At 62.9% G+C, this 19,296-nt stretch carries 10 protein-coding genes, 1 tRNA gene and 1 pseudogene; 4 read left to right on the top strand and 8 right to left on the bottom strand.

Translation table 11 applies throughout. The features are described 5' to 3' along the window. Both ACEN9P_RS04200 and ACEN9P_RS04195 read left to right on the top strand, forming a co-directional pair. On the top strand, positions 1–2,655 hold the full coding sequence (locus ACEN9P_RS04200; RefSeq protein ID WP_495621176.1) for an Ig-like domain repeat protein: 2,655 nt from the start codon (positions 1–3) through the stop codon (positions 2,653–2,655). Between the two features lie 2 nt (positions 2,656–2,657). After that, on the top strand, positions 2,658–3,089 hold the full coding sequence (locus ACEN9P_RS04195) for a DUF6869 domain-containing protein (RefSeq protein WP_495621175.1): 432 nt from the start codon (positions 2,658–2,660) through the stop codon (positions 3,087–3,089). 298 nt (positions 3,090–3,387) lie between these two features. On the opposite strand, the pseudogene ACEN9P_RS04190 reads toward ACEN9P_RS04195, so the two are convergent. After that, positions 3,388–3,607, bottom strand: a pseudogene (locus ACEN9P_RS04190) (alpha-hydroxy-acid oxidizing protein); the annotation flags it as partial. Between ACEN9P_RS04190 and ACEN9P_RS04185 the strand changes: the two are divergent. Both ACEN9P_RS04185 and ACEN9P_RS04180 read left to right on the top strand, forming a co-directional pair. Next, positions 3,586–5,934 (top strand): RHS repeat-associated core domain-containing protein, encoded by a 2,349-nt coding sequence (locus ACEN9P_RS04185; RefSeq protein WP_495622137.1) that lies wholly within the window; start codon positions 3,586–3,588, stop codon positions 5,932–5,934. The pseudogene ACEN9P_RS04190 and the gene ACEN9P_RS04185 overlap by 22 nt on opposite strands. 8 nt (positions 5,935–5,942) lie before the next feature. Further along, complete coding sequence (locus ACEN9P_RS04180; protein WP_495621174.1) at positions 5,943–6,203, top strand: hypothetical protein; 261 nt, start codon at positions 5,943–5,945, stop codon at positions 6,201–6,203. Between the two features lie 39 nt (positions 6,204–6,242). On the opposite strand, the gene ACEN9P_RS04175 is transcribed toward ACEN9P_RS04180, so the two are convergent. From ACEN9P_RS04175 to ACEN9P_RS04145, 7 genes are all read right to left on the bottom strand, one after another. Then, a tRNA-Leu gene (locus ACEN9P_RS04175) sits at positions 6,243–6,325 on the bottom strand. Further along, a complete protein-coding gene (locus tag ACEN9P_RS04170) occupies positions 6,310–7,458 on the bottom strand; it encodes an alpha-hydroxy acid oxidase (protein WP_495621173.1) in 1,149 nt (382 codons plus the stop codon). The genes ACEN9P_RS04175 and ACEN9P_RS04170 overlap by 16 nt, the downstream gene beginning before the upstream one ends. Before the next feature lie 386 nt (positions 7,459–7,844). Continuing rightward, positions 7,845–9,176, bottom strand: coding sequence for a TPM domain-containing protein (locus ACEN9P_RS04165; protein WP_495621172.1), 1,332 nt, complete (start codon positions 9,174–9,176; stop codon positions 7,845–7,847). Between the two features lie 15 nt (positions 9,177–9,191). After that, positions 9,192–11,453 (bottom strand): penicillin-binding protein 1C, encoded by a 2,262-nt coding sequence (gene pbpC / locus ACEN9P_RS04160; RefSeq protein ID WP_495621171.1) that lies wholly within the window; start codon positions 11,451–11,453, stop codon positions 9,192–9,194. A 166-nt stretch (positions 11,454–11,619) separates the two neighbouring features. Then, positions 11,620–12,027: a GxxExxY protein gene (locus ACEN9P_RS04155; protein WP_495621170.1), complete on the bottom strand. Its 408-nt coding sequence runs from the start codon at positions 12,025–12,027 to the stop codon at positions 11,620–11,622. Positions 12,028–12,055: 28 nt separating this feature from the next. Further along, the gene (locus ACEN9P_RS04150) at positions 12,056–13,273 is read right to left on the bottom strand and encodes a serine hydrolase domain-containing protein (protein ID WP_495621169.1); all 1,218 of its coding nucleotides are present in this window, start codon (positions 13,271–13,273) and stop codon (positions 12,056–12,058) included. After that, positions 13,270–19,251, bottom strand: coding sequence for an alpha-2-macroglobulin family protein (locus ACEN9P_RS04145; protein WP_495621168.1), 5,982 nt, complete (start codon positions 19,249–19,251; stop codon positions 13,270–13,272). The genes ACEN9P_RS04150 and ACEN9P_RS04145 overlap by 4 nt, the downstream gene beginning before the upstream one ends. Between the last annotated feature and the right edge of the window lie 45 nt (positions 19,252–19,296).

Genomic DNA, 19,296 nt, shown 5'->3' with positions numbered 1-19,296 from the left:
ATGAGCAGCTTTAGCCTAACCAGAACCTTTACCGCGTGGCTAAGCCGCGTAATTCTGCTGCTCCTTGTGGCCCCGGCCATGGCCTTTGCCGGCCCGACGACCACGGCGCTTTCAAGCAGCGCCGGCACCGCCCCGGTCGGGCAAAACATCACGCTGACTGCGACCGTTACGGGCGCGAGCCCGACAGGCACCGTCACCTTTAAGGATGGTGGCACCACCGTGGGCAGCAGCGCCTTGAGCGGTGGCGTGGCAAGCTTTGCCACCAATTCGCTCGCCCTCGGGAGCCACACCCTGAGTGCTGAATACGCCGGCGACACCAACAACGACCCGTCGACTTCTGGCGCTGTCGTGGTTGCCATCAACACCGGCACCCTGACCTGGCAATACGGCTACGACGCCATGGGCCGGCCCACCACCGTGCTGGACCCCAACGGCCTGGCGACCTATACCTATTACGACAGCCTGGGCCGGCCCATCCAGACCCAGCAACCGGCCAATATCGGCAGCGCCACGCCCACGACCACCGGCTTTGCCTATAACGCCGCCGACGGCCTGACCCAGGTCACCGACCCGCGCAACCTGGCGACCACTTACAGCCCCAATGGCCTCGGTGATGTTACGGCCCAGACCAGCCCCGATACGGGAGCGAGCCAGTACACCTATGACGCGCTGGGCAAGATGCTCACGAAGACAGACGCCAGAGGCAAGCTCACCCAGTACACCTATGACAACCTGGATCGCATCAAAACCATCAGCTATGCCACGGGCACGGGGACGACGTTTGAATACGACGGCGGAGCCACCCCCACACCCGCCGTCATAGGCGAACTGACCAAGATCACCGATGCCTCAGGCCAAGTGACTTACAGCTACGACAGCATGGGCCGCAAGACGGGCAAGACTCAGACCACGGGGGCTAAAACATTTACGGTGGGCTATACCTGGGGTGACACAGGCAGCGCTTTGGACAAGCTGACCGCGATTACCTATCCCAGCGGAACCCGGGTCAATTACAGCTATGACGCGCAGGGCGTGGTCTCGGGTATCACCGTGAATCCGCCGAACAGCAATGGTGTCGGCACCAATACCGGATCCACTCTCCCGCTGCTGAGTGCTATCACCACCAATGCCGAAAACAAGCTGACCGGCTGGACCTGGGCCAGCACCAAAATCCAGGCCATCAGCTACGATGCCAACGGCCAGATCAGCGCCTATAACCTCGGTGACCCGACAACCACCGGTGTTCGTCGGACCGTCGTTCGTGATACTGCGGGTCGCATCACGGGCTATACGCATGTCAGCAATGGAAGCCCTGTTCCGGCTCTGGACCAAAGCTTTGGCTATGACAACCTGAATCGCCTGATCAGCGCCACGCTTGGCAGCACGGCAATTCAATACAGCTACGACGCCACGGGCAACCGTACGGCCAAGGTTATTAGCGGCACGAGCTATCCCAACACCATTTCCGCCACCAGCAACAAACTGACTCAGACTCAGGATGTGGGGGGCACGGCGACTGTGGTGCATGACGCGGCGGGCAATATCACGAGTGATGGCACTAACACTTACACCTATAGCGATCGTGGCCGTCTGGCGACCATGACCAATGCGGGTGGTACGGTCACCTATAGCTACAATGCTTTGGAATTGCGGGTTGGCAAGACTGGCCCGACGGCGCTCGTTCCAACCGGCGCGACTTACTACGTTTATGACGAAGAAGGTCAGCTGCTGGGCGAATACGACGCCAATGGCACTCCGATTTACGAAACCATCTATTTCGGCACTCCGGTTGGTGTGATCAAGCAAACGGGCACTGCAGGCGCAAGCAACATTGCGATCAGCCTGTACAACGTCTCGACAGACCAGGTCGGTACGCCAAGAACCATCACGCGTCAAAGCGATGAGGCGCTCGCCTGGCGTTGGGATTCGACTGAGGTATTTGGGGCTACCGCGCCGGACCAGAATCCAAGCAGCCTAGGGACTTTCAGCTTTAACCAGAGGCTACCGGGTCAGGTGCTTGATGCCGAGAGTGGCTTGTTCCAGAACTGGAACCGGGAGTACAACCCGCGCGTCGGGCGGTATATGCAGTCTGATCCTATTGGACTTCAGGGCGGCATAAATACCTTTGCGTATGTGGGGGGAAATGCCCTGCAATTTACGGATCCCCGTGGCTTGAATCCTGTCGGAGAGGCAATTGGAGGTGTAGTCGGTAGTTGGGGCGGAAGAGCAGGCGGCGCAGCAATTGGCACTTTGATAGAACCTGGTGGAGGTACTGTTGCAGGTGCAATTGGAGGTGGAATTCTCGGGCGCAACTTTGGTAAAGTGGTCGGAGGTGCAGTTGGTGATTTTTGCGCGGTTGAGAAGATGGATTATTGCGCCACGCTTCAAGCGAAAATTAAAGAAGTAGCCCAAGAAATTCGAGATCGATACTACAAGGCGCTCAATGATCCACGGGATCTTTTCAATAAAGCTAACATTGAGAAGATATCTAACCGCGGAGGATCTTGGATAGGGCATCAACAGCAAATTAGAAATAAGCAAGTGGAGCTCCGTAATCTAATTGTCGAGGCGGACTTAGTTCCATGTCCTGTTGACCCGTTTGATCGAATTCTTGCAACAATGATTGTTCCACCAGAGCGACCTGCAGCGCGATAGCCATGACAAACGACAATCAGAGTCAGTCGGATGCCCTCTTAGAGGCATGGATTCGTTACAGCAGTGCTGTCAGACTTAATCCAGAGATTGAGCCGGACTTCTGGGCGTGGCAAAAACTGAATGTGTTGGGTCGAGAGTCTCCAGATATTGCATGGAAGTTGATTCTGAGAATTTTGAATAGCACAGACCACGAATTGACATTGGAAAACCTAGCTGCGGGGCCGTTAGAAGATTTATTGGCAAGACATGGTCACAAATTTATAGATCTTATTGAGGCGCGCGCGGAGGCAGATTTACGGTTCCGTTGGCTTCTTGCCGGAGTATGGAAGAACTCGATACCAAATGACATTTGGGAGCGCCTTGTGGCAGCAGCTAGTGATGCTCCGGAGACTTTGCCTACGGAGCCGAAATATACGCAACCAAATCATGAATAGCTAACTTGTTGAATTGCAGTTCAGTTTGACCCGGGCTTTTCATCAACGCCGGTCCCACACTTCTTATGATCAAATGGCGCTCGGGGTGTACGAGCATCATTCTCATTTCGCCGTTTTCAAACCAGCAGAGCAGGGCTTACGTGGATCGAGGCTGAATGGAAATTACTGCTCTAACCGGGTGAAATCTCGGTGGAATTCAACAGTAGTGGCTGTGTTTGACGCCAGCCACGATGCCGGGGCCGGAATCGAACCAGCACGCCTCTCAGCAGGGGATTTTTGCGTCCCCCGCACTCCACCCTCAATAAGTCCCAGGCACAAAAATCCCGCTATCCACCGCCTTGATATCCGTGCGCCCGCAAAACGCCATGGTCAGGTCCAGCTCCTTGTGGATGATCTCCAGCGCCTTGTTCGCCCATGGCGCCGAGGCCGTAGAGAAAAGCGCGGCCTATGTAAGTGCCCTTGGCGCCCAGGGCAATCGCCTTGAGCACGTCCTAGCCTGAGCGTATGCTGCCGCTCACCGCCTAACCGGCGCCATAGACGCCAAAGGCAGTTAGTTGCCATCAACACCGGCACCCTGACCTGGCAGTACGGCTATGACGCCATGGGCCGGCCCACCACCGTGCTGGACCCCAACGGCCTCGCGACCTACACCTACTACGACAGCCTGGGCCGTCCCATCCAGACCCAGCAGCCGGCCAATATCGGTAGCGCCACGCCCACGACTACCGGTTTTGCCTATAACGCCGCCGACGGCCTGACCCAGGTCACCGACCCGCGCAACCTGGCGACCACTTACAGCCCCAATGGCCTTGGCGACGTGACCGCGCAAACCAGCCCGGACACCGGAGCCAGCCAGTACACCTATGACGCGCTGGGCAAGATGCTCACGAAGACAGACGCCAGAGGCAAGCTGACCCAGTACACCTATGACAACCTGGACCGCCTTAAAACCATCAGCTATGCCACGGGTACGGGAACGACATTTGAATACGACGGCGGAGCGACCCCCACACCGGCGACCGTGGGCGAACTCACCAAGATCACTGACGCCAGCGGCCAGGTGACCTACAGCTACGACAGCATGGGCCGCAAGACTGGAAAAACCCAGGTTACGGGGTCCAGGACGTTCACCGTGGGCTATACCTGGGGCGATAGTGGCAGTGCGCTCGACAAGCTGACCGCGATTACTTACCCGAGCGGCACACGTGTTAACTACAGCTATGACGCGCAGGGTGTGGTTTCGGGCATTACCGTCAACCCACCGAACAGCAACGGTGTCGGAACCAATACCGGATCGACATTGCCGCTGCTATCAGGCATCACCACCAATGCGGAAAGCAAGATGACCGGTTGGACCTGGGCCAGCACCAAAACGCAAGCCATCAGCTATGACGCCAATGGGCAGATCAGTGCTTACAACCTGGGTGATCCGACAACAACCGGCATTCGCCGCACCATCGTTCGTGATACTGCGGGGCGCATCACGGGTTACACGCATGTGAGTAATGGAAGCCCGGTTCCGGCTCTGGACCAAAGCTTTGGGTATGACAACCTGAACCGACTGATCAGTGCGACGCTGGGCAGCACGGCGATCCAGTACAGCTACGACGCTACGGGCAACCGTACGGCCAAGGTGATCAGCGGCACAAGCTACCCCAATACCATCTCGGCCACAAGCAACAAGCTGACTCAGACCCAGGATATGGGTGGCACGGCCATTGTGGCGCATGACGCTGCTGGCAATATCACGAGCGACGGTATCAATACCTTCACTTACAGCGACCGGGGTCGTATGGCGACCATGACGAATGCTGGTGGCATGGTCACTTACAGCTACAACGCGCTGGAGCTGCGGGTTGGCAAGACCGGGCCGGCGGCGCTGGTGCCTACCGGTGCCGCCTACTACGTTTATGACGAAGAAGGAAAGCTGCTTGGTGAATACGATGTCAATGGCGTCCCGCTCTATGAAACCATTTATTTGAACAGCTCTGTGGGCGTGATCAAGCAGACAGGCACAGCAGGCGCAAGCAACATTGCGATCGGCCTGTACAACGTTTCGACAGACCAGCTTGGTACGCCACGCATCATTACCCGCCAGAGCGATGACGCAGTTGCCTGGCGTTGGGATTCGGCTGAGGTATTTGGCGCGACAACTCCGGACCAGAATCCTAGTGGCTTGGGAGTTTTCAGCTTTAACCAGCGTTTGCCTGGGCAGGTGTTCGACGCAGAGAGTGGCTTGTTCCAAAACTGGAATCGCGAATACAACCCACGGATCGGTCGGTATATGCAGTCCGATCCGATTGGACTTCAGGGTGGTATAAATACTTTCCTGTATGTGGAGGGCAATCCCTTAATGTTCACAGACCCGTCGGGGCTAGCATCCCCAGGAGCTTGGGAAACAATTTTTCGCGCGAGCGGCTCCCCGGTTTCAAGGCCCCCTGAACCCAAAGATTTCAATACTGATCCGTGTGTGCAGGAGTATCTGCGTAGCAAATACGGCGAGACAGTGGCAGATTTCTGGGTGCCAAACTTCAGCGGCTTGAGCTACATCCCCGGCAGCGGAACGGCTAGCCAGGCGTGGACAAGTGCAGGGATCTCACTTGTGGTTAAGGGGGTGGGGGTTGCTGTCCCGGCAGCCGGCGCGCTGGCAGTTTCCGCAATGGGCGTTGCAGGGGCTGGCGTCGCAGGTGGTAGCTCGAGTCGCGTCCTTGTGAGCGCAGGTGGCCTCGCTGAAAAGGCTGCCACCCGTACCAGTCAGGGGCTCCTTCTGTTTGGAACGGGCTCGTTCACTTTTGCGACCACCGCGAACGCCGATGCGTTGCTGCATTGCTCATGCCGGAAATAGGATATGTCATGACCTTCTTTCACAACTATCCGATCCTGGCCAGTCTTGTGGTGCTAGTGGCTTCGCTTGTGATCGGAGCGCTTGAACTTGAAATGATCAACGTGAAGCCGGCGGCGTGGTTCACTTGGTTCATCGGCGGGCTGGCGCTGATAGCCCCGCTTGGGGCGTCGTCCTATCCCACTCTGGTCAAGTGCTTATTAATCGTGGTCTTTCTAGGCGCGTATGGCTACGGCATCAGGTTCGTTCTAAAGAATCAGTCGCCAGGCTGAACTCCGGCGAGAACTGTGCTCATGGCTGAAGAGCCATGATGCCCGACGCCGGAATCGAACCGGCACGCCTTGCAGCGGGGGATTTTGAGTCCCCCGCACCTAGCCCTCAATAAGTCCCAGGCACAAAAATCCCGCTATCCACCGCCTTGATATCCGTCCGCCCGCAAAACGCCATGGTCAGGTCCAGCTCCTTGTGGATGATCTCCAGCGCCTTGGTCACGCCTTGTTCGCCCATGGCGCCCAGGCCGTAGAGGAAGGCGCGGCCTATGTAAGTGCCCTTGGCGCCCAGGGCAACAGCCTTGAGCACGTCCTGGCCGGAGCGTATGCCGCCGTCCATGTGCACTTCGATCTGGTTGCCGACGGCCGCGATGATCTCGGGCAGGCAGGAAATGGACGACATCGCGCCGTCAAGCTGGCGGCCGCCGTGGTTGGAGACGATCAGCGCATCGGCGCCCGAGTTGACAGCGAGTTTTGCGTCCTCGACGTCCTGGATGCCTTTGAGGATCAGCTTGCCGCCCCAGCGTTTTTTGATCCACTCCACGTCGCCCCAGTTGAGGGCCGGGTCAAACTGCTTGGCCGTCCATTCCGAGAGCGAGCCCATGTTCTCCACGCCTTTGACGTGGCCCACGATGTTGCCGAAGCCGTGGCGTTTGGTGCCCAGCATGCCCAGGCCCCAGCGCGGCTTGGTCATGAGGTTGAGGATGGTGGAGAGTGTGGGCTTGGGCGGTGCGCTCAGGCCGTTCTTGAGGTCTTTGTGGCGCTGGCCGAGAATTTGCAAATCCAGCGTGAGCACCAGCGCCGAGCAATTGGCTGCCTTGGCGCGGTCTATCAGGCTTTCGATAAAGGCGCGGTCCTTCATCACATAGAGTTGGAACCAGAAGGGGTGGCGGTCGGTGCCGGCCGCCACGTCCTCGATGGAGCAGATGCTCATGGTCGAGAGCGTGAAGGGGATGCCGAATTTTTTGGCGGCGCGGGCGCCCAGGATTTCACCGTCGGCGTGCTGCATGCCGGTGAGGCCCGTGGGCGCGATGGCGACCGGCATGGCGACCGGCTGGCCTATCATGGTGGTGGCCGTGCTGCGGTTTTCCATGTTGACGGCGACGCGCTGGCGCAGCTTGATCTTCTGGAAGTCGCTCTCGTTGGCGCGGTAGGTGCTTTCGGTCCACGAGCCGGAATCGGCGTAGTCGTAGAACATGCGGGGCACGCGTTTTTGGGCCAAGACGCGCAAGTCTTCAATGTTGGTGATCACGGGCACGGTGATAGTCTCCTCAGTGGCTAGAACCTGTTCACGGTCTAAACGGAGCCGCGCAAGCCCCTTCTCGGGATGGGATGCAAGGCGCGGTGCGCTGCCCATAGCACCGCTATGGGTTAGCGCCGCAACGCCGCAGACCGCCCGAGAAGGGGCTTGCCCTCCGGGTTGGGGTGAAATCGGGCGATTGAGCCACCCGAGCCCTTGCATGGGCATTAGCCCATGCGGCGTTCCCGGTCGGCCCACTCATCCCGATTGCACCCCAACGCGGCCCCGTTTAGACCGTGAACAGGTTCTGATGCTAAAGCTTTGGGCCCGGGCGGGATTGAATAAATTTTGCCGGCTTCCAAATTATTTCAATACGGGTGCCGGCTGGGGCTAAAGCCCTCTTCCTACCAGCTGCCGGAGGCCCCGCCGCCGCTGCTAGAGCCGCCCGACGAGCTCCGGCTGCTGGAACTTGAGCTGGAGCTCGAACCGCTGCTCGATGAGCTGCCGCCCCCGCTGCTGGTGCTGACGCTGCCCGGGAAAAACCCGAAGAGCATCGCCAGGCCGGCCGCGAGCCCCGTGGGAAGCCAGGATTCCCAATCCATAAAAAGCAGGTCCGGTGGATTCTGGAAGGCCACATAGCCCACGATGCCGGCCACTAGCGCGCAGCGCACGCCGAACTCCAGCAGGCTGCGCTTGAAGGCCATGTAAGCACCCGCACCGATGCTGCCCAGCAGCAGGCAGGCAACAGCGCCCCCTGCGACGTAGAGCAAGCCCAGGCCGAAGCTGTTGGCGCCCACCGCATAGGCCATGCCCGCCATCAGGCAGATCACCAATGCGATACCGCCCACCACCCTGCGCAGGGTGCGCGAGCGGCCACAGCCGAAACCCAGCGCAAACGCCAGTGGCACCGGGAAGGTCAGCAGGATGACCGCCAGGCCGGGCGCCTTCAGGGCGGCTGCCGCCATCAGCGGAAGGGCGGCGGCCACGCCCATCGTCACCGGCCACTTCCATTTCCACTTGCGGTGCGCACGAGCCGCACCTACGGCGAAACCCCACAGCAAGGAGGCCAAAAAAGCCCAGCCAAAGGGCGTGATACCGCGGCCCGTGTCTTCCACGGGCTGCGCGTCGCCGCGGACCGCTGCGCCTATGTGGTCGATGGCCGCTTGCAGCCCGCCCGCGTAGTCCCTGGCCTGAAAACGCGGCTTCATCTGCTCGTCGATGATGCGGCCCGCCAGCACGTCGGGCACGCTGCCCTCCAGGCCCTGGCCGACCTCGATGCGCATGCGCCTGTCCTCTGTGGCGACCAGGATCAGGATGCCGTCATCGCGCTCCTTGTCACCGAGTTTCCATTTCTCGAACACGCGCATGGCGTATTCCTCTATGGCTTCTACGCCCGTGGTCGGCAGCATGAACACGACCACGGCCGCCCGGGTGTCGGCCTCCAGCGCCAGGATTTGTTCGTTCAAGGCCGCGACCTGCGCGGTGTTCAGCGTGCCGCTGGTGTCGAGTACGCGCGCGCTGTAGGGCGGAACGGGCACCTGCACGGCATCGGTCGGCGCGGCCATCTGCGCGGCGTCAGCCGACACGGCTGTCTGCGCGGCATCGACCGGCGGGGCTGTCTGCCCGGCACCGGCCGTCAGCACACACAGCGCCGCCCAGAGCACCAGCAGGGTTTGAAAGAGGCGCCGTGTGGTCGGCAGAGGTAGGGAGGGCAGGGCGGTTTGGAGTTGGGGCATGCGGATGGGTGAAGGTCAACGTTTGGCGGCCGCGCCGCCACGTGCGCTGGCCTCGCGCACGCCGGCGCCGCGCACTTCGAATTTGATCTCGTCGGCGACCTTGCCGCCGGCATCGAGCAGCTGCACCACATGGCGGCCCGGCCAGGGCAGCCACTGGGCTTGCGGGCCGCGCGCGAACTCCTTGCCGTCCATCAGCCAGCGTGTGCCGCGGCCTTCGGCGCTGAAGCTGATGCGCTGGTGTTTGGGCGGGATGTCCGGGTCCAGCGCGATGATGGTGCCCGAGGCCGGGGCGGTGATGCGGGGCGGGGCGTCGGGCTCGGCCGCGGGTTTTTTACCAGGCCTGGAGGCCTTGGCCGGGCCGAAATCGCCGGTGCTGGAATTCGCGGCAAACATCGCCTGTTCCGTGCCCTGGATAAACCACTCGCTGCGCGCGGCCTCCAGCGGCGTTCCGCCCTGATTGCCGAACTGCGTGCGGCTTTGCACCAGGCCGGCGGGCGGCGTGGGGACGCGGCTGCGTTCTGTCCTGTGCAGGTAATTCATCAGCGCCGCCCAGATGGGTGCCGCGCCGCTGGTGCCGCTCACGTCCCACATGGGGGCGCCGCTGGCATTGCCCACCCACACGCCCACGGTGTAGCGCTGCGAAAAGCCCATGGCCCAGTTGTCGCGCATGTCCTTGCTGGTGCCGGTTTTGACGGCCGTCCAGAAACGCGTGGCCAGCACGCTGTCGGTGCCGAAGGTGCGCGCGCGCGCCAGCGGGTCGGCCATGATGTCGGTCGCGATAAAGGCGGCGCGCGCGTCCAGCGCCGGTTTGAAGACGGGTTTGGGATTCTTCGCGAGCGAAGGCGCGCTGTAGCGCCCGCCGTTGGCCAGCGTGCGGTAGGCATTGGTGAGCGACAGCAGCGAAACCTCGCTGCTGCCCAGCGCCAGGCTGTAGCCGTAGTAGTCGCCCGATTCTTTCAGCGGCAGGCCGACTGCCCTGAGCTGCTTGTGGAAGGCGTCGGGCGAGACCATCACCAGCGTGCGCACGGCCGGCACATTGAGCGAGGCGCCCAGCGCGGTGCGCGCCGACACCAGGCCCTTGAACTGCCGGTCGTAGTTTTGCGGGATGTAAAGGCCGCCCGAGGTCTGTATCTGCGAGGACGAGTCTTCGAGCAGCGAGGCCGCGGTGATGCGGCGTTCGGCCATCGCCTGCGCGTACAAAAAGGGCTTGAGCGTGGAGCCCGGCTGGCGTAGCGCCAACACGCCGTCGACTTCGGCCGCGTCGCTCAGCTCGCCCGAGGAGCCCACCCAGGCCAGCACCTCGCCCGTGGCATTGTCCAGCACCACGATGGCGCCGTCTTCCACATGGCGGCCGCGCAGCTCGCGCAGCTGCTGGGTGAGAGTTTGCACGGCGAAGCGTTGCAGCGGGGCGCGAACGGTGGAGGCCAATGCCCGGGGCGCGTTAGCCCGGCCCTGGGTGTTGCCGGCCTGGGCGGCTACCAGCCTGCGCGCCAGATGCGGCGCCACGCCCTCACTCGCGTCAAACGCCTTGCGCTGCAGCGCGGCGCTGGCAAACAAATCCAGGCCCGTGCAATCCACCTTGGCGGGTGCTTGCATGACCTTAAGCACGCCGCAGGCGCGCTGTGAGACCTGCGCGGCCTTGGCATTGGGCGCGCGCACCAGCGCGGCTGCGATCGCCGCCTCGCGTTCGTCCAGGCCGTGCGCGGCCTTGCCGAACAGCGTGCGGCTCAGCGCGTCTATGCCCACCATCTCGCCGCGAAAGGGCACGAGATTCAGGTAAGCCTCCAGGATCTGGTCCTTGCGCCAACGTGCTTCCAGCATTTGCGCCGAGACAGTCTGGCCGACTTTTTGCGTGATGCTGCGCCCGCCCGCGCCGGCGCGCCAGTCTTCGTCGAGCAGCCCGGCCAGCTGCATGCTGATGGTGGAGGCGCCGCGGGTCTTGGTGTTCCACAAATTGCCCCATGCCGCGGCCGAGACCGCGCGCCAGTCCACGCCGCTGTGTTCATAAAACCGCTTGTCCTCGCTGAGCACCAGCGCTGTGCGCAGGGCCGGCGATACATCGGGCAAGGCAACCCACTGGCCGCGCCGCACAGCTTTGTCGGTGCGCAGGCGCTGCAGCAGTTCACCGTTGCGGTCCAGCACCAGGGTCTCTGAGGGTTTGAAGCCGCGTTTGACTTCGTCGAAGGTGGCGATGGCGTGGGCGGGGCAGGCACAACTCATCATGAACGAAAAGACAAGCAAACCTGCCTTGAACCTATTCTTCACCTGTATCTCCATACGCTTAACCTGCAACTTCGCATCCGGATTTCTTAATCTGTGTAAATCTGCGTCATCTGCGGATAAAAAAATCTTCCACAGATTGAAGACCAGACATCTGTACTCTGATTGAGGTTTATCTTTATTGCTACCTATGCAATCTGTGGATAAAAGATTCATCCGCAGATTACGCAGATGAACGCAGATTGAAAACAAGACGTTTGTATTCGAGACGCGGAGTACCGAAATTAATGAGGAGTGCTCTCTGAAGCTTTGCGGCCTTCAGGTAGTTGATGACTTGTGCCTCTTCAATCCCTGATAGCCCGCTGAGCGCTTTGAGCTCGACGATCAGTTCGCCGAAGCAAACGAAATCTGCACGATAAACAGCGGTCAGTGTGACATTGCGGTAATGAATGGGCAGAGCAGCTTCCCGTTCAAATGCAATTCCCCGCTGTTGAAACTCCCAGGCAAGTGCTTCCTGGTAGACAGGCTCCAAGAATCCATTACCAAGTTCACTTTGAACAGCCATGGCTGCGCCGATAACCGCAAAAGTCTGCGCATCACGTTTGTCTGTATCTGTGTTCATCTGCGTCATCTGCGGATTCAGTTTTCGGAAGGACTGCTCATACCGCCAACCCCACCTTGGTCGCCGCACTAAAAAGCTGCAGCAGCTGCGCCTGCCAGGGCCCCTCGGCCTCCACGGCGGTTTGCACCAGCACGGTCTGGGTCACGCGGTCCACCAGCACGCGCTGGCCGTGGTGGCCGTTCATCATCATCCAGCTGCCGTCGGCTTTGGGGTGCCAGAAGAAATTCTTGTAGCCGAAATAGCGCATGGCCGTTCCGTGCCGGCCCTGGGCATCGGCGGCCGACCAGGAGGAACATTCGTCTATCCATTTTTTGCTGACGACCTGGCGGCCTTCAATGGCGCCGTTCTGCGCGATCAACTGGCCCAGCCGGGCCCAGTCGCGCAGCCTGGCGCCAAAGCCTATGCAGTTGAACTCCTTGCCCTTGCTGTCGCACAGCCAGCTGGCGCCGCCCTCGGCGCCCAGGGGCTGCCACAGGGCCTGCTCACAAAAGGAGGCCAGAGGCTGGCCGGTGACCTGGCGAATCACCATGCCTATGGTCAGCGGGCACAGCTCGTTGTAGTTGTAGCGCGTGCCGGGCGGCTCCTGCACGGTATTCCAGCCGCGCACCACGGCCTCCAGGTCGGTGTTGCCGCCGGAGAATGCGCGCGGGTAGATCGTGGGGTTGTCGCGGTCGTGCAGTATGGCCGCGCCGCTGGACATATTCGCCAGGTGGCGCAGCGCGATGCCGCCGTGCAGCGTGCCCTTGAGGTCATCGACATACATTTGCGGCGTGTCGTCCATGGAGCGGATCAGGCCGCGGTCCAGGCAGATGCCCAGCAACAGGGAGGTCACGCTCTTGGCCATGGACCAGCTGGTCAAACGCATCTCGGGCTTGCGATCGAACTGGTAGGACTCCAGCAGCACCTGGCCCTTGCGCGCCACCAGCAGGCCGGTCACCGGCCAGGCCTTGAGGTAGTCCGCCGCCGATTCCGCAACCGGCGTAAAGGCCTTGAGGCTTTCAGCCGAAGCGGCCACCAGTGGGGAGGCCTGTGCCGGCGCGGCGATGGGCCGCGCGCGGAACATGGCCTCGTAGCCGCCCGAATAATTGCCGATGCGGTAGTCCTTGTCGGTCCAACTGCGGTTGGGCCCCCAGCCCGTGGGGTAGCCCAGGCTGCGCTGCCAGTCAGCCGCGGCCGCGGCCGCCACGCGCGGCAGGGCCATGCCCGCGGCGAGTGAGGCTGCGAGCGAAGCGGCTACGGCGCGGCGCTGGATCATTTCGCGGCTTCCACCTTGACCCGCGCATTCGGGAATTCACCGAACATCTCGGGCGCATACATGGCCTCCACGCGGCTGGGCGGCAGCGCGAAGTCGCCGACGTTGTTCAGGCGCACGGTGTATTCCATCTTGACCACGCCCTTGGGCAGGTATTCGTAATAGCTGCGGAAGGCCTCGAAGCTGCGTTCTTCAAACGCGGGCCAGCCGGTGCCGGTCTTTTTCTCGCCGCTGGTCGCGATTTCCGAATCACGGCCCAGGCCGCCGCCCAGGATGGTCGCGCCGCCGGGCACCGGGTCGCTGATCACCACCCAGGTCATGTCGGCGCTCGCGTTGACTTCCAGCGAGATGCGGATCACGTCGCCGCGGGTGTAGACACCCTTGACGGCCTGCTCCACCGGCGTGATGGTCTTCTTGATCTGGTAACCGGCGTTAAACGGTTCCTTGAGCTGGATGGCCGCGATGGACTGCAGCGTGAGCCAGGGCTTGCCCGGGCCCTGGTGGGTCACCGTCAGCGTGTCTTTCGCGGCGCTGCCCCAGGGCAGGAACATGCTGTTGTTGCGCAGGTTGCCGGGCGAAGCAGGTGCGCCGAAGAAGGTGGTCTGGTTGGGCGCGCCGGCCGCGTCGGTGGTCTTGACGCGGTCGACCTTGGCCCATTCCACACTGGCCGCACTCGCGGCGGCCGCGGCCAGCGTGGCCTTGGTCACACCGGCCACCGGCGTGGCTTCAAACTTGGCCGAGAACTTGTCGAGCGCCAGGCCGCCCCAGAGGTTGGCCGTGGTGGTGTGCCAGGCGCCTTTTTGCTGGCGCGCGATAAAGCCGTTGGCCAGGCGCCCCATGTCGTCCTTCCAGGCCGGGTCGTCCATCACGGCCAGCATCAGGCGCGCGGTGTTGACGTCGCCGTTGGTCATCAGCCACCACCAGTAGTCGTCCTTCTCGGTGCTGAAGATGAGTTTGGTGCCCTGGAAGGACAGGCGTGAGCGCAGCACCTGGTTGGCCTCGGCAATGCGCTGCTCGCGCTGCGGCGCGTCGGCCACACGTTTCAAGATGTTGAGCCAGTCGATCACCGCATGCGTGGGCCACTGGTTGGGCGCGACGGTGATGCTGCCCAGCATGCGGCCCTGGGCCTTGCCGTAGCGCGACAGCGCCTCCAGCGCGGCCAGCTTGCGCGCGTCCAGGTCCTTGCGCGGGCTCCAGAAATCGCGCTGGATGCGGCCTTCGACAAACGCGATCAGGCCGCGCTCCATGGGCGCCCGGGCCTCGTCGGGCAGGGCAAAGGCCGGGTTGATGCCGGAGGCCTCATGCGTGGCGGCCAGCAGGTAGGCCGTCAGCGCATCGCTGCCGCGGTTGGCTTCGCCGTCGCGCGGCGGGAAGTAGTTGGCCAGGCCATCGCTGTCGAGGTAGGTGGGCAGTTGCGCCAGCACGGTCTGCCAGAGCTTGCCATCGCGCAGGCCCACGGCCTTGCTGGTTTTCTGCTCCAGGCAGATAAAGGGGTACATCGCAAAATAATCGCGCACGCCGTCCATGCCTTCAGCCAATTTGGGCTGCAGCGACATCTTCAGGCCGCCACGGCCGGGCAGGGCGTCGGCCGGTGGGTTCACGTCCAGCGTGAAGCTTCCGTCGACCTGCACCAGCGTGGCCTGCTGCACCGTCAGCGGCACGGCCGGGATGATGCGCTGGCGCGCCTTGAGGCCGTCGCGCGCGCCGCTGATGGTGTCTTTCGCCTCGATTTCCCACAGGATGGCTTCGGCGCGTGTGAGCGCCAGCTGCGCGGGCGCGGTGACCATCCAGGCCACCTCGCGCGCCTCGCCGGCGGGGATGTCCACGGTCTGCGGCTTCAGGTCGAGCAGCGTGGCGCGCGGGCTCACTTCGACCTTCATCGCGGCTTTGGTGGTGTTGCGCAAGGTCAGCTGCGCGCGGAACTGGTCGTCCTCGCGCACCAGCGGCGGCAGGCCGCTGATGATCTGCAGGTCCTGCGTGGCGCGTATGGAGGTCTGGCCGGTGCCGAAGAGGCCGGTGCCGGCATCGGCCACCGCGACGATCTTGAAGGTGGTCAGCGCGTCATTGAGGGGCACCGTCACCACGGCCTGGCCCTTGGCGTCCAGCACCACATTCGGGTTCCACAGCAGCAGGGTTTCCAGCAGCTCGCGCGTGTTGCTGCGCCCGCCACCGCCGCCGGCCGCCACGGCTTTGCGCCCGTAGTGCCTGCGGCCTATGATTTCCATTTGCGCGGTCGAGGTCTCCACGCCCCAGGAGCGGCGCTGCAGCATGGCGCCCAGCAGGTCCCAGCTGTCGTTGGGCATCAGTTCCAGCAGCGCCTGGTCCACCGCGGCCAGCGCCACTTCGGCATTGGCGGCCGGCTGGCCGTTGGGCAGTTTGGCGCTGATGGTGACCTTGGCCTGGCCGCGCACCGCGTAGCTTTCCTTGTCGGCCTTCACGCTCACCTCAAGCTGGTGGGCCTTGGTGCCCACGCGAATCTCGGCCACGCCCAGGCGGAAGGCCGGCTTGCTCAAATCAACCAGCGCGGTGGGCGCCACGTATTCGCGGCCTTCGTACCAGAAGGAGGTCCACCATTCGCGAGGCGCCTTGTAGCCCCAGGTGAAGAAGCTGTACCAGGGCACCTCGCGCAGCCGGCCGCGCAGGGCCAGCACGCTGACATACACATTCGGGCCCCAGCCGTCCTTGATCTGCAGGTTGACGGTCGGGTCCTGGCCGTTGAGCTGCACCACCTGGGTTTCGATCACGCCTTCGCGCTCAATCGCGACCAGGGCCGTGGCAAAGCGGAAAGGCATGCGCACCTGGAACTTGGCGGTCTCGCCGGGCTGGTAGCTTTTCTTTTCGGGCAGCACGTCCATGCGGTCGTGGTCCTCGCCGCCGAACCAGAGCTCGCCCTGGCGCGTGACGTAGACATTGCTGGCGGCCTGGATGCTGTTGCCGTCCTTGTCTTTCGCCGTCACGATGAGTTCGACCTCGCCCGGCTCGCCGAGCTTGGTCTCACACAGCAGCAGGCCGCGCGAGTCGCTCTTGCCGCTGCAGACGCTGCCGAGGTCTTTGGTCTCGGTCTTGTTGTCATAGGTGTAGAAGCCGCCCACCATGCGCTTGCGGCTGGTGGTGGTGATGCGCGCCACGGCTTTCACCTCGAGCGATACGCCCGGGGCGACCTTGCCTGTGAGGTCCAGCGCCAGCGCCTGGAATTTGATTTTCTGGCTGGAGGAAACCCAGCCTTCGGTTTTGATACCGGCCACCACGGCGGCGGGCCAGACGGTGGAGACGCTGCGAATGGTCTGCACCTCGCCGTTGGGGTCGGCATAGCTGGCTTCCAGCAGCAGCTCCTGCGGCTGCCTGTGCGCGGGGATGTCGTTGATCGTGAGCTTGCCCGCGCCGTTGCGGTCCAGCGTGAGCGGCAGCTTGTCGGCGATCACGCGCTGGTCCTGCGAGGCCGTGCGTTCCTCGTTGTCCTGGTTGCCGCCGCTGTCGCGGTTGTTGCGCGGCGGCATGAAGTTGAATTCCTCATAGTCGCCGTAGCTCAGACTCTTGGCGCGCACCAGCGCCGACACGCGCACCGGCAGGTTGACGGCGCCGCCGCCCGAGACGTAGTTGATCTGCACGTCGGTGGGCACGGACTTCACGTTGATGAGCGCCTTCTTCTCGGAAGGGTTGATGCGGCCTTCGAGCACCGGCAGGCGGAACTCTTCGACGCGGAACTGGCCGCTGGTGAAGCTGCGGGCGCGGTTGCCGCGGCCCTTGCCGCTGTCGTTCGGGGCCTTGAGCTGGACTTCGTAAATACCCAGCTTGGCGGCCGGCGGGATCGCGAAGGTGTTCTCGGCGCTCAGGCCGCCTGTGGCCGTCTTGCGCCAGCTGATGGGCTGGGTGAATTGCTGGCCGCTGCCCACATGGGTGACGACCAGGGTGGCCGGCGTGCCCTCGGGCAGGCCGAAGCCCTTGCTGGTTTCGGTGCGCAGCACATGCTTCATGGACACGGTCTCGCCGGCGCGCAGCAAGGTGCGGTCAAAAATCGTGTGGGCCCGCTCGTCGGGCATGGGGTCGCGGCTGGTCGGCACGTTGAAGCGCCAGGGCTCTATGCCCTTGTGCCAGTCGCTCCAGGTAAAGGCCAGGTCTTCGACACCCGCTACTGTGCTGCGCGCGCTGACGAAATAGGCGTTGCGGTAGTCGTCGTTGTTGCTGCCCGAGCAACGCGGCGGCTCGGACGACAGCTCGCTGAAATTCGCGATGCCTTGCGCGTTGGTGACGGCTTTCGCGATCTCGGTGCCGTTGCAGCCCGAGACGCGCACTGTGGCGCCCGCCACCGGCGTGCCCTTGTCCAGCGTGGTGACCCAGGCCAGCGAGTTCTCGCGGCCCAGCTTGAAATGCACGCCCAGGTTGGTCACCAGGGCCGAGGTGCGCACATACATGGTCCGGCTCGCGCCGTGGCGCTCGTCCAGCAGCGAGGTACCGAGTTTCTGCGAGGCGATCTCGACCACGTGGAAACCAGGCGCCAGCGGGATGCCGACGACTTCAAAGGGGCGTGGGTCGCCGCCCACGGGTTTGGGCAGGTCCAGCGTCTTCACGCCGGCCTGGCCGCCCAGCAAAGACAGCATGCGCGACTGCACATAGTCCTTGTCGCGCGTTTCCAGCGGCTTGGGCAGCGGGCCCTTGACGTCGGCGGCGGCGGCCTTGCGCGGGACTTCGTATTCGTCATAGCGCTGCACCTTGCGGAACCAGGCAATGATGTCGGCATCGGTGCGCGGCTGCAGGTCGCTGACCTTGCCGGCGCCCGGGGCCAGGCCCTTGACCTGCAGGGCCGCTTCCACATTGCGCAGCGTGACCGGCAGCAGGGCCGGGTCGCCGGGTTTGGTATTGGGTTCGGCAAAACGCTCGACGATGCCGAAGGGCGAGGCGGCGAATTTTGCCAGCGGCGGCATCGCGCCCGTGGCCACCTTCAGCGGAAAGCTGTCGGCATTGCGCAGCGTGCGGCCCGAGGCGTCCTTGAAGTTGCTGGGCAGTTCCAGCGAGAACTGGGCCTGCTCAGGAAACAGCGGCTTGAAGGTGATGTTGGTGACCACGTTGTCGCCGTCGCTGTTGCCTTCTTCAAAAGAGGGCTTGAGCGTGTCCTTATCGCCTTTGAGGCGTATGCCCTCGGCCAGCTTGCGCGGCACAGGCGCGTTGAAAGACAGGCTCATGGGCCGCATGGGCAGGCAGGCCGACTGGGCGTTCTCGCGCTCGCAGCTGAAGGACGCCGAGAAGGGCTCGCGCACCTGGAAGTTGTAGCGTTTTTCGACCGAGTTGGGCACGCCGCTGGGCGTGCTCACGCCCTTGCCGTAAACCAGCTGGACCTTGCTGGCAGAGCTCAGGCGCCGGTTGCAGGCCAGCGTGACGAAGCGCAGCGGCTCGCCGGCCGCGGCCTTGTCCAGGCCCTGGGACTTGAGCAGCTCCTCGCGCTCCTTGCCCTCGATCAGCTTGACAGGCACGCGTTCGCCCAGGCCTTCGACGGCGCACCAGACGTTCTCGCGAACGCTTTGCAAGGTGGCCGGGCCGTTGAGCTGCAGCAGGAAGTACTGCTCTTCGTCGATTCGCTGGTAGGTGCCGGGGCGCAGGTTCTGGATAAACGGGCCGCCGGTGTTGAACTTGTAGGAAGAGGGGCCGGCCACCGGCAGGCCCTTGGGTGACTTGAAGGTGCCGACCAGGTTCACCGTGCAGCTGACGCCGGGCGGCAGGTCGTTCTCGAATTCAAACGCCCATTCGCGCTCGTTGATCCAGCGGCCCGAGCCCTTGGTGGCCTGGGCGTCGCTGCAGCTCAGCGACAGCGGGGCGGGCGCTTTCGGGTCGCCGAAATTGACGGCGCCTTCATCGAACTTGGCGACGATCTGCCGCACACGCGCGACCTCGCCCTGGGGCGAGAGGCTGGTGACTTGCAGGGCATGGGCATGCAGCGAAGCCGCCGCGATCAGTGCCAGGGCGGCTTTTTTTATGGTTGGGCTCACGTTTCCTCCTCTTTCGGAAGGGCAAGCGTAGCCGATTTATATGTA

Source organism: Polaromonas sp. Polasp52 (genome assembly GCF_059491565.1).
This window is presented reverse-complemented; position numbering and strand designations above follow the sequence as displayed.

What these genes read in the sequence shown, in the direction of transcription:
- ACEN9P_RS04200 (WP_495621176.1), top strand. Translation starts at nt 1, where the DNA reads ATGAGCAGCTTTAGCCTAACCAGAACCTTTACCGCGTGGCTAAGCCGC.
- ACEN9P_RS04195 (WP_495621175.1), top strand. Translation starts at nt 2,658, where the DNA reads ATGACAAACGACAATCAGAGTCAGTCGGATGCCCTCTTAGAGGCATGG.
- ACEN9P_RS04180 (WP_495621174.1), top strand. Translation starts at nt 5,943, where the DNA reads ATGACCTTCTTTCACAACTATCCGATCCTGGCCAGTCTTGTGGTGCTA.
- ACEN9P_RS04165 (WP_495621172.1), bottom strand. Translation starts at nt 9,176, where the DNA reads ATGCCCCAACTCCAAACCGCCCTGCCCTCCCTACCTCTGCCGACCACA.
- pbpC (WP_495621171.1), bottom strand. Translation starts at nt 11,453, where the DNA reads ATGGAGATACAGGTGAAGAATAGGTTCAAGGCAGGTTTGCTTGTCTTT.
- ACEN9P_RS04155 (WP_495621170.1), bottom strand. Translation starts at nt 12,027, where the DNA reads ATGACGCAGATGAACACAGATACAGACAAACGTGATGCGCAGACTTTT.
- ACEN9P_RS04150 (WP_495621169.1), bottom strand. Translation starts at nt 13,273, where the DNA reads ATGATCCAGCGCCGCGCCGTAGCCGCTTCGCTCGCAGCCTCACTCGCC.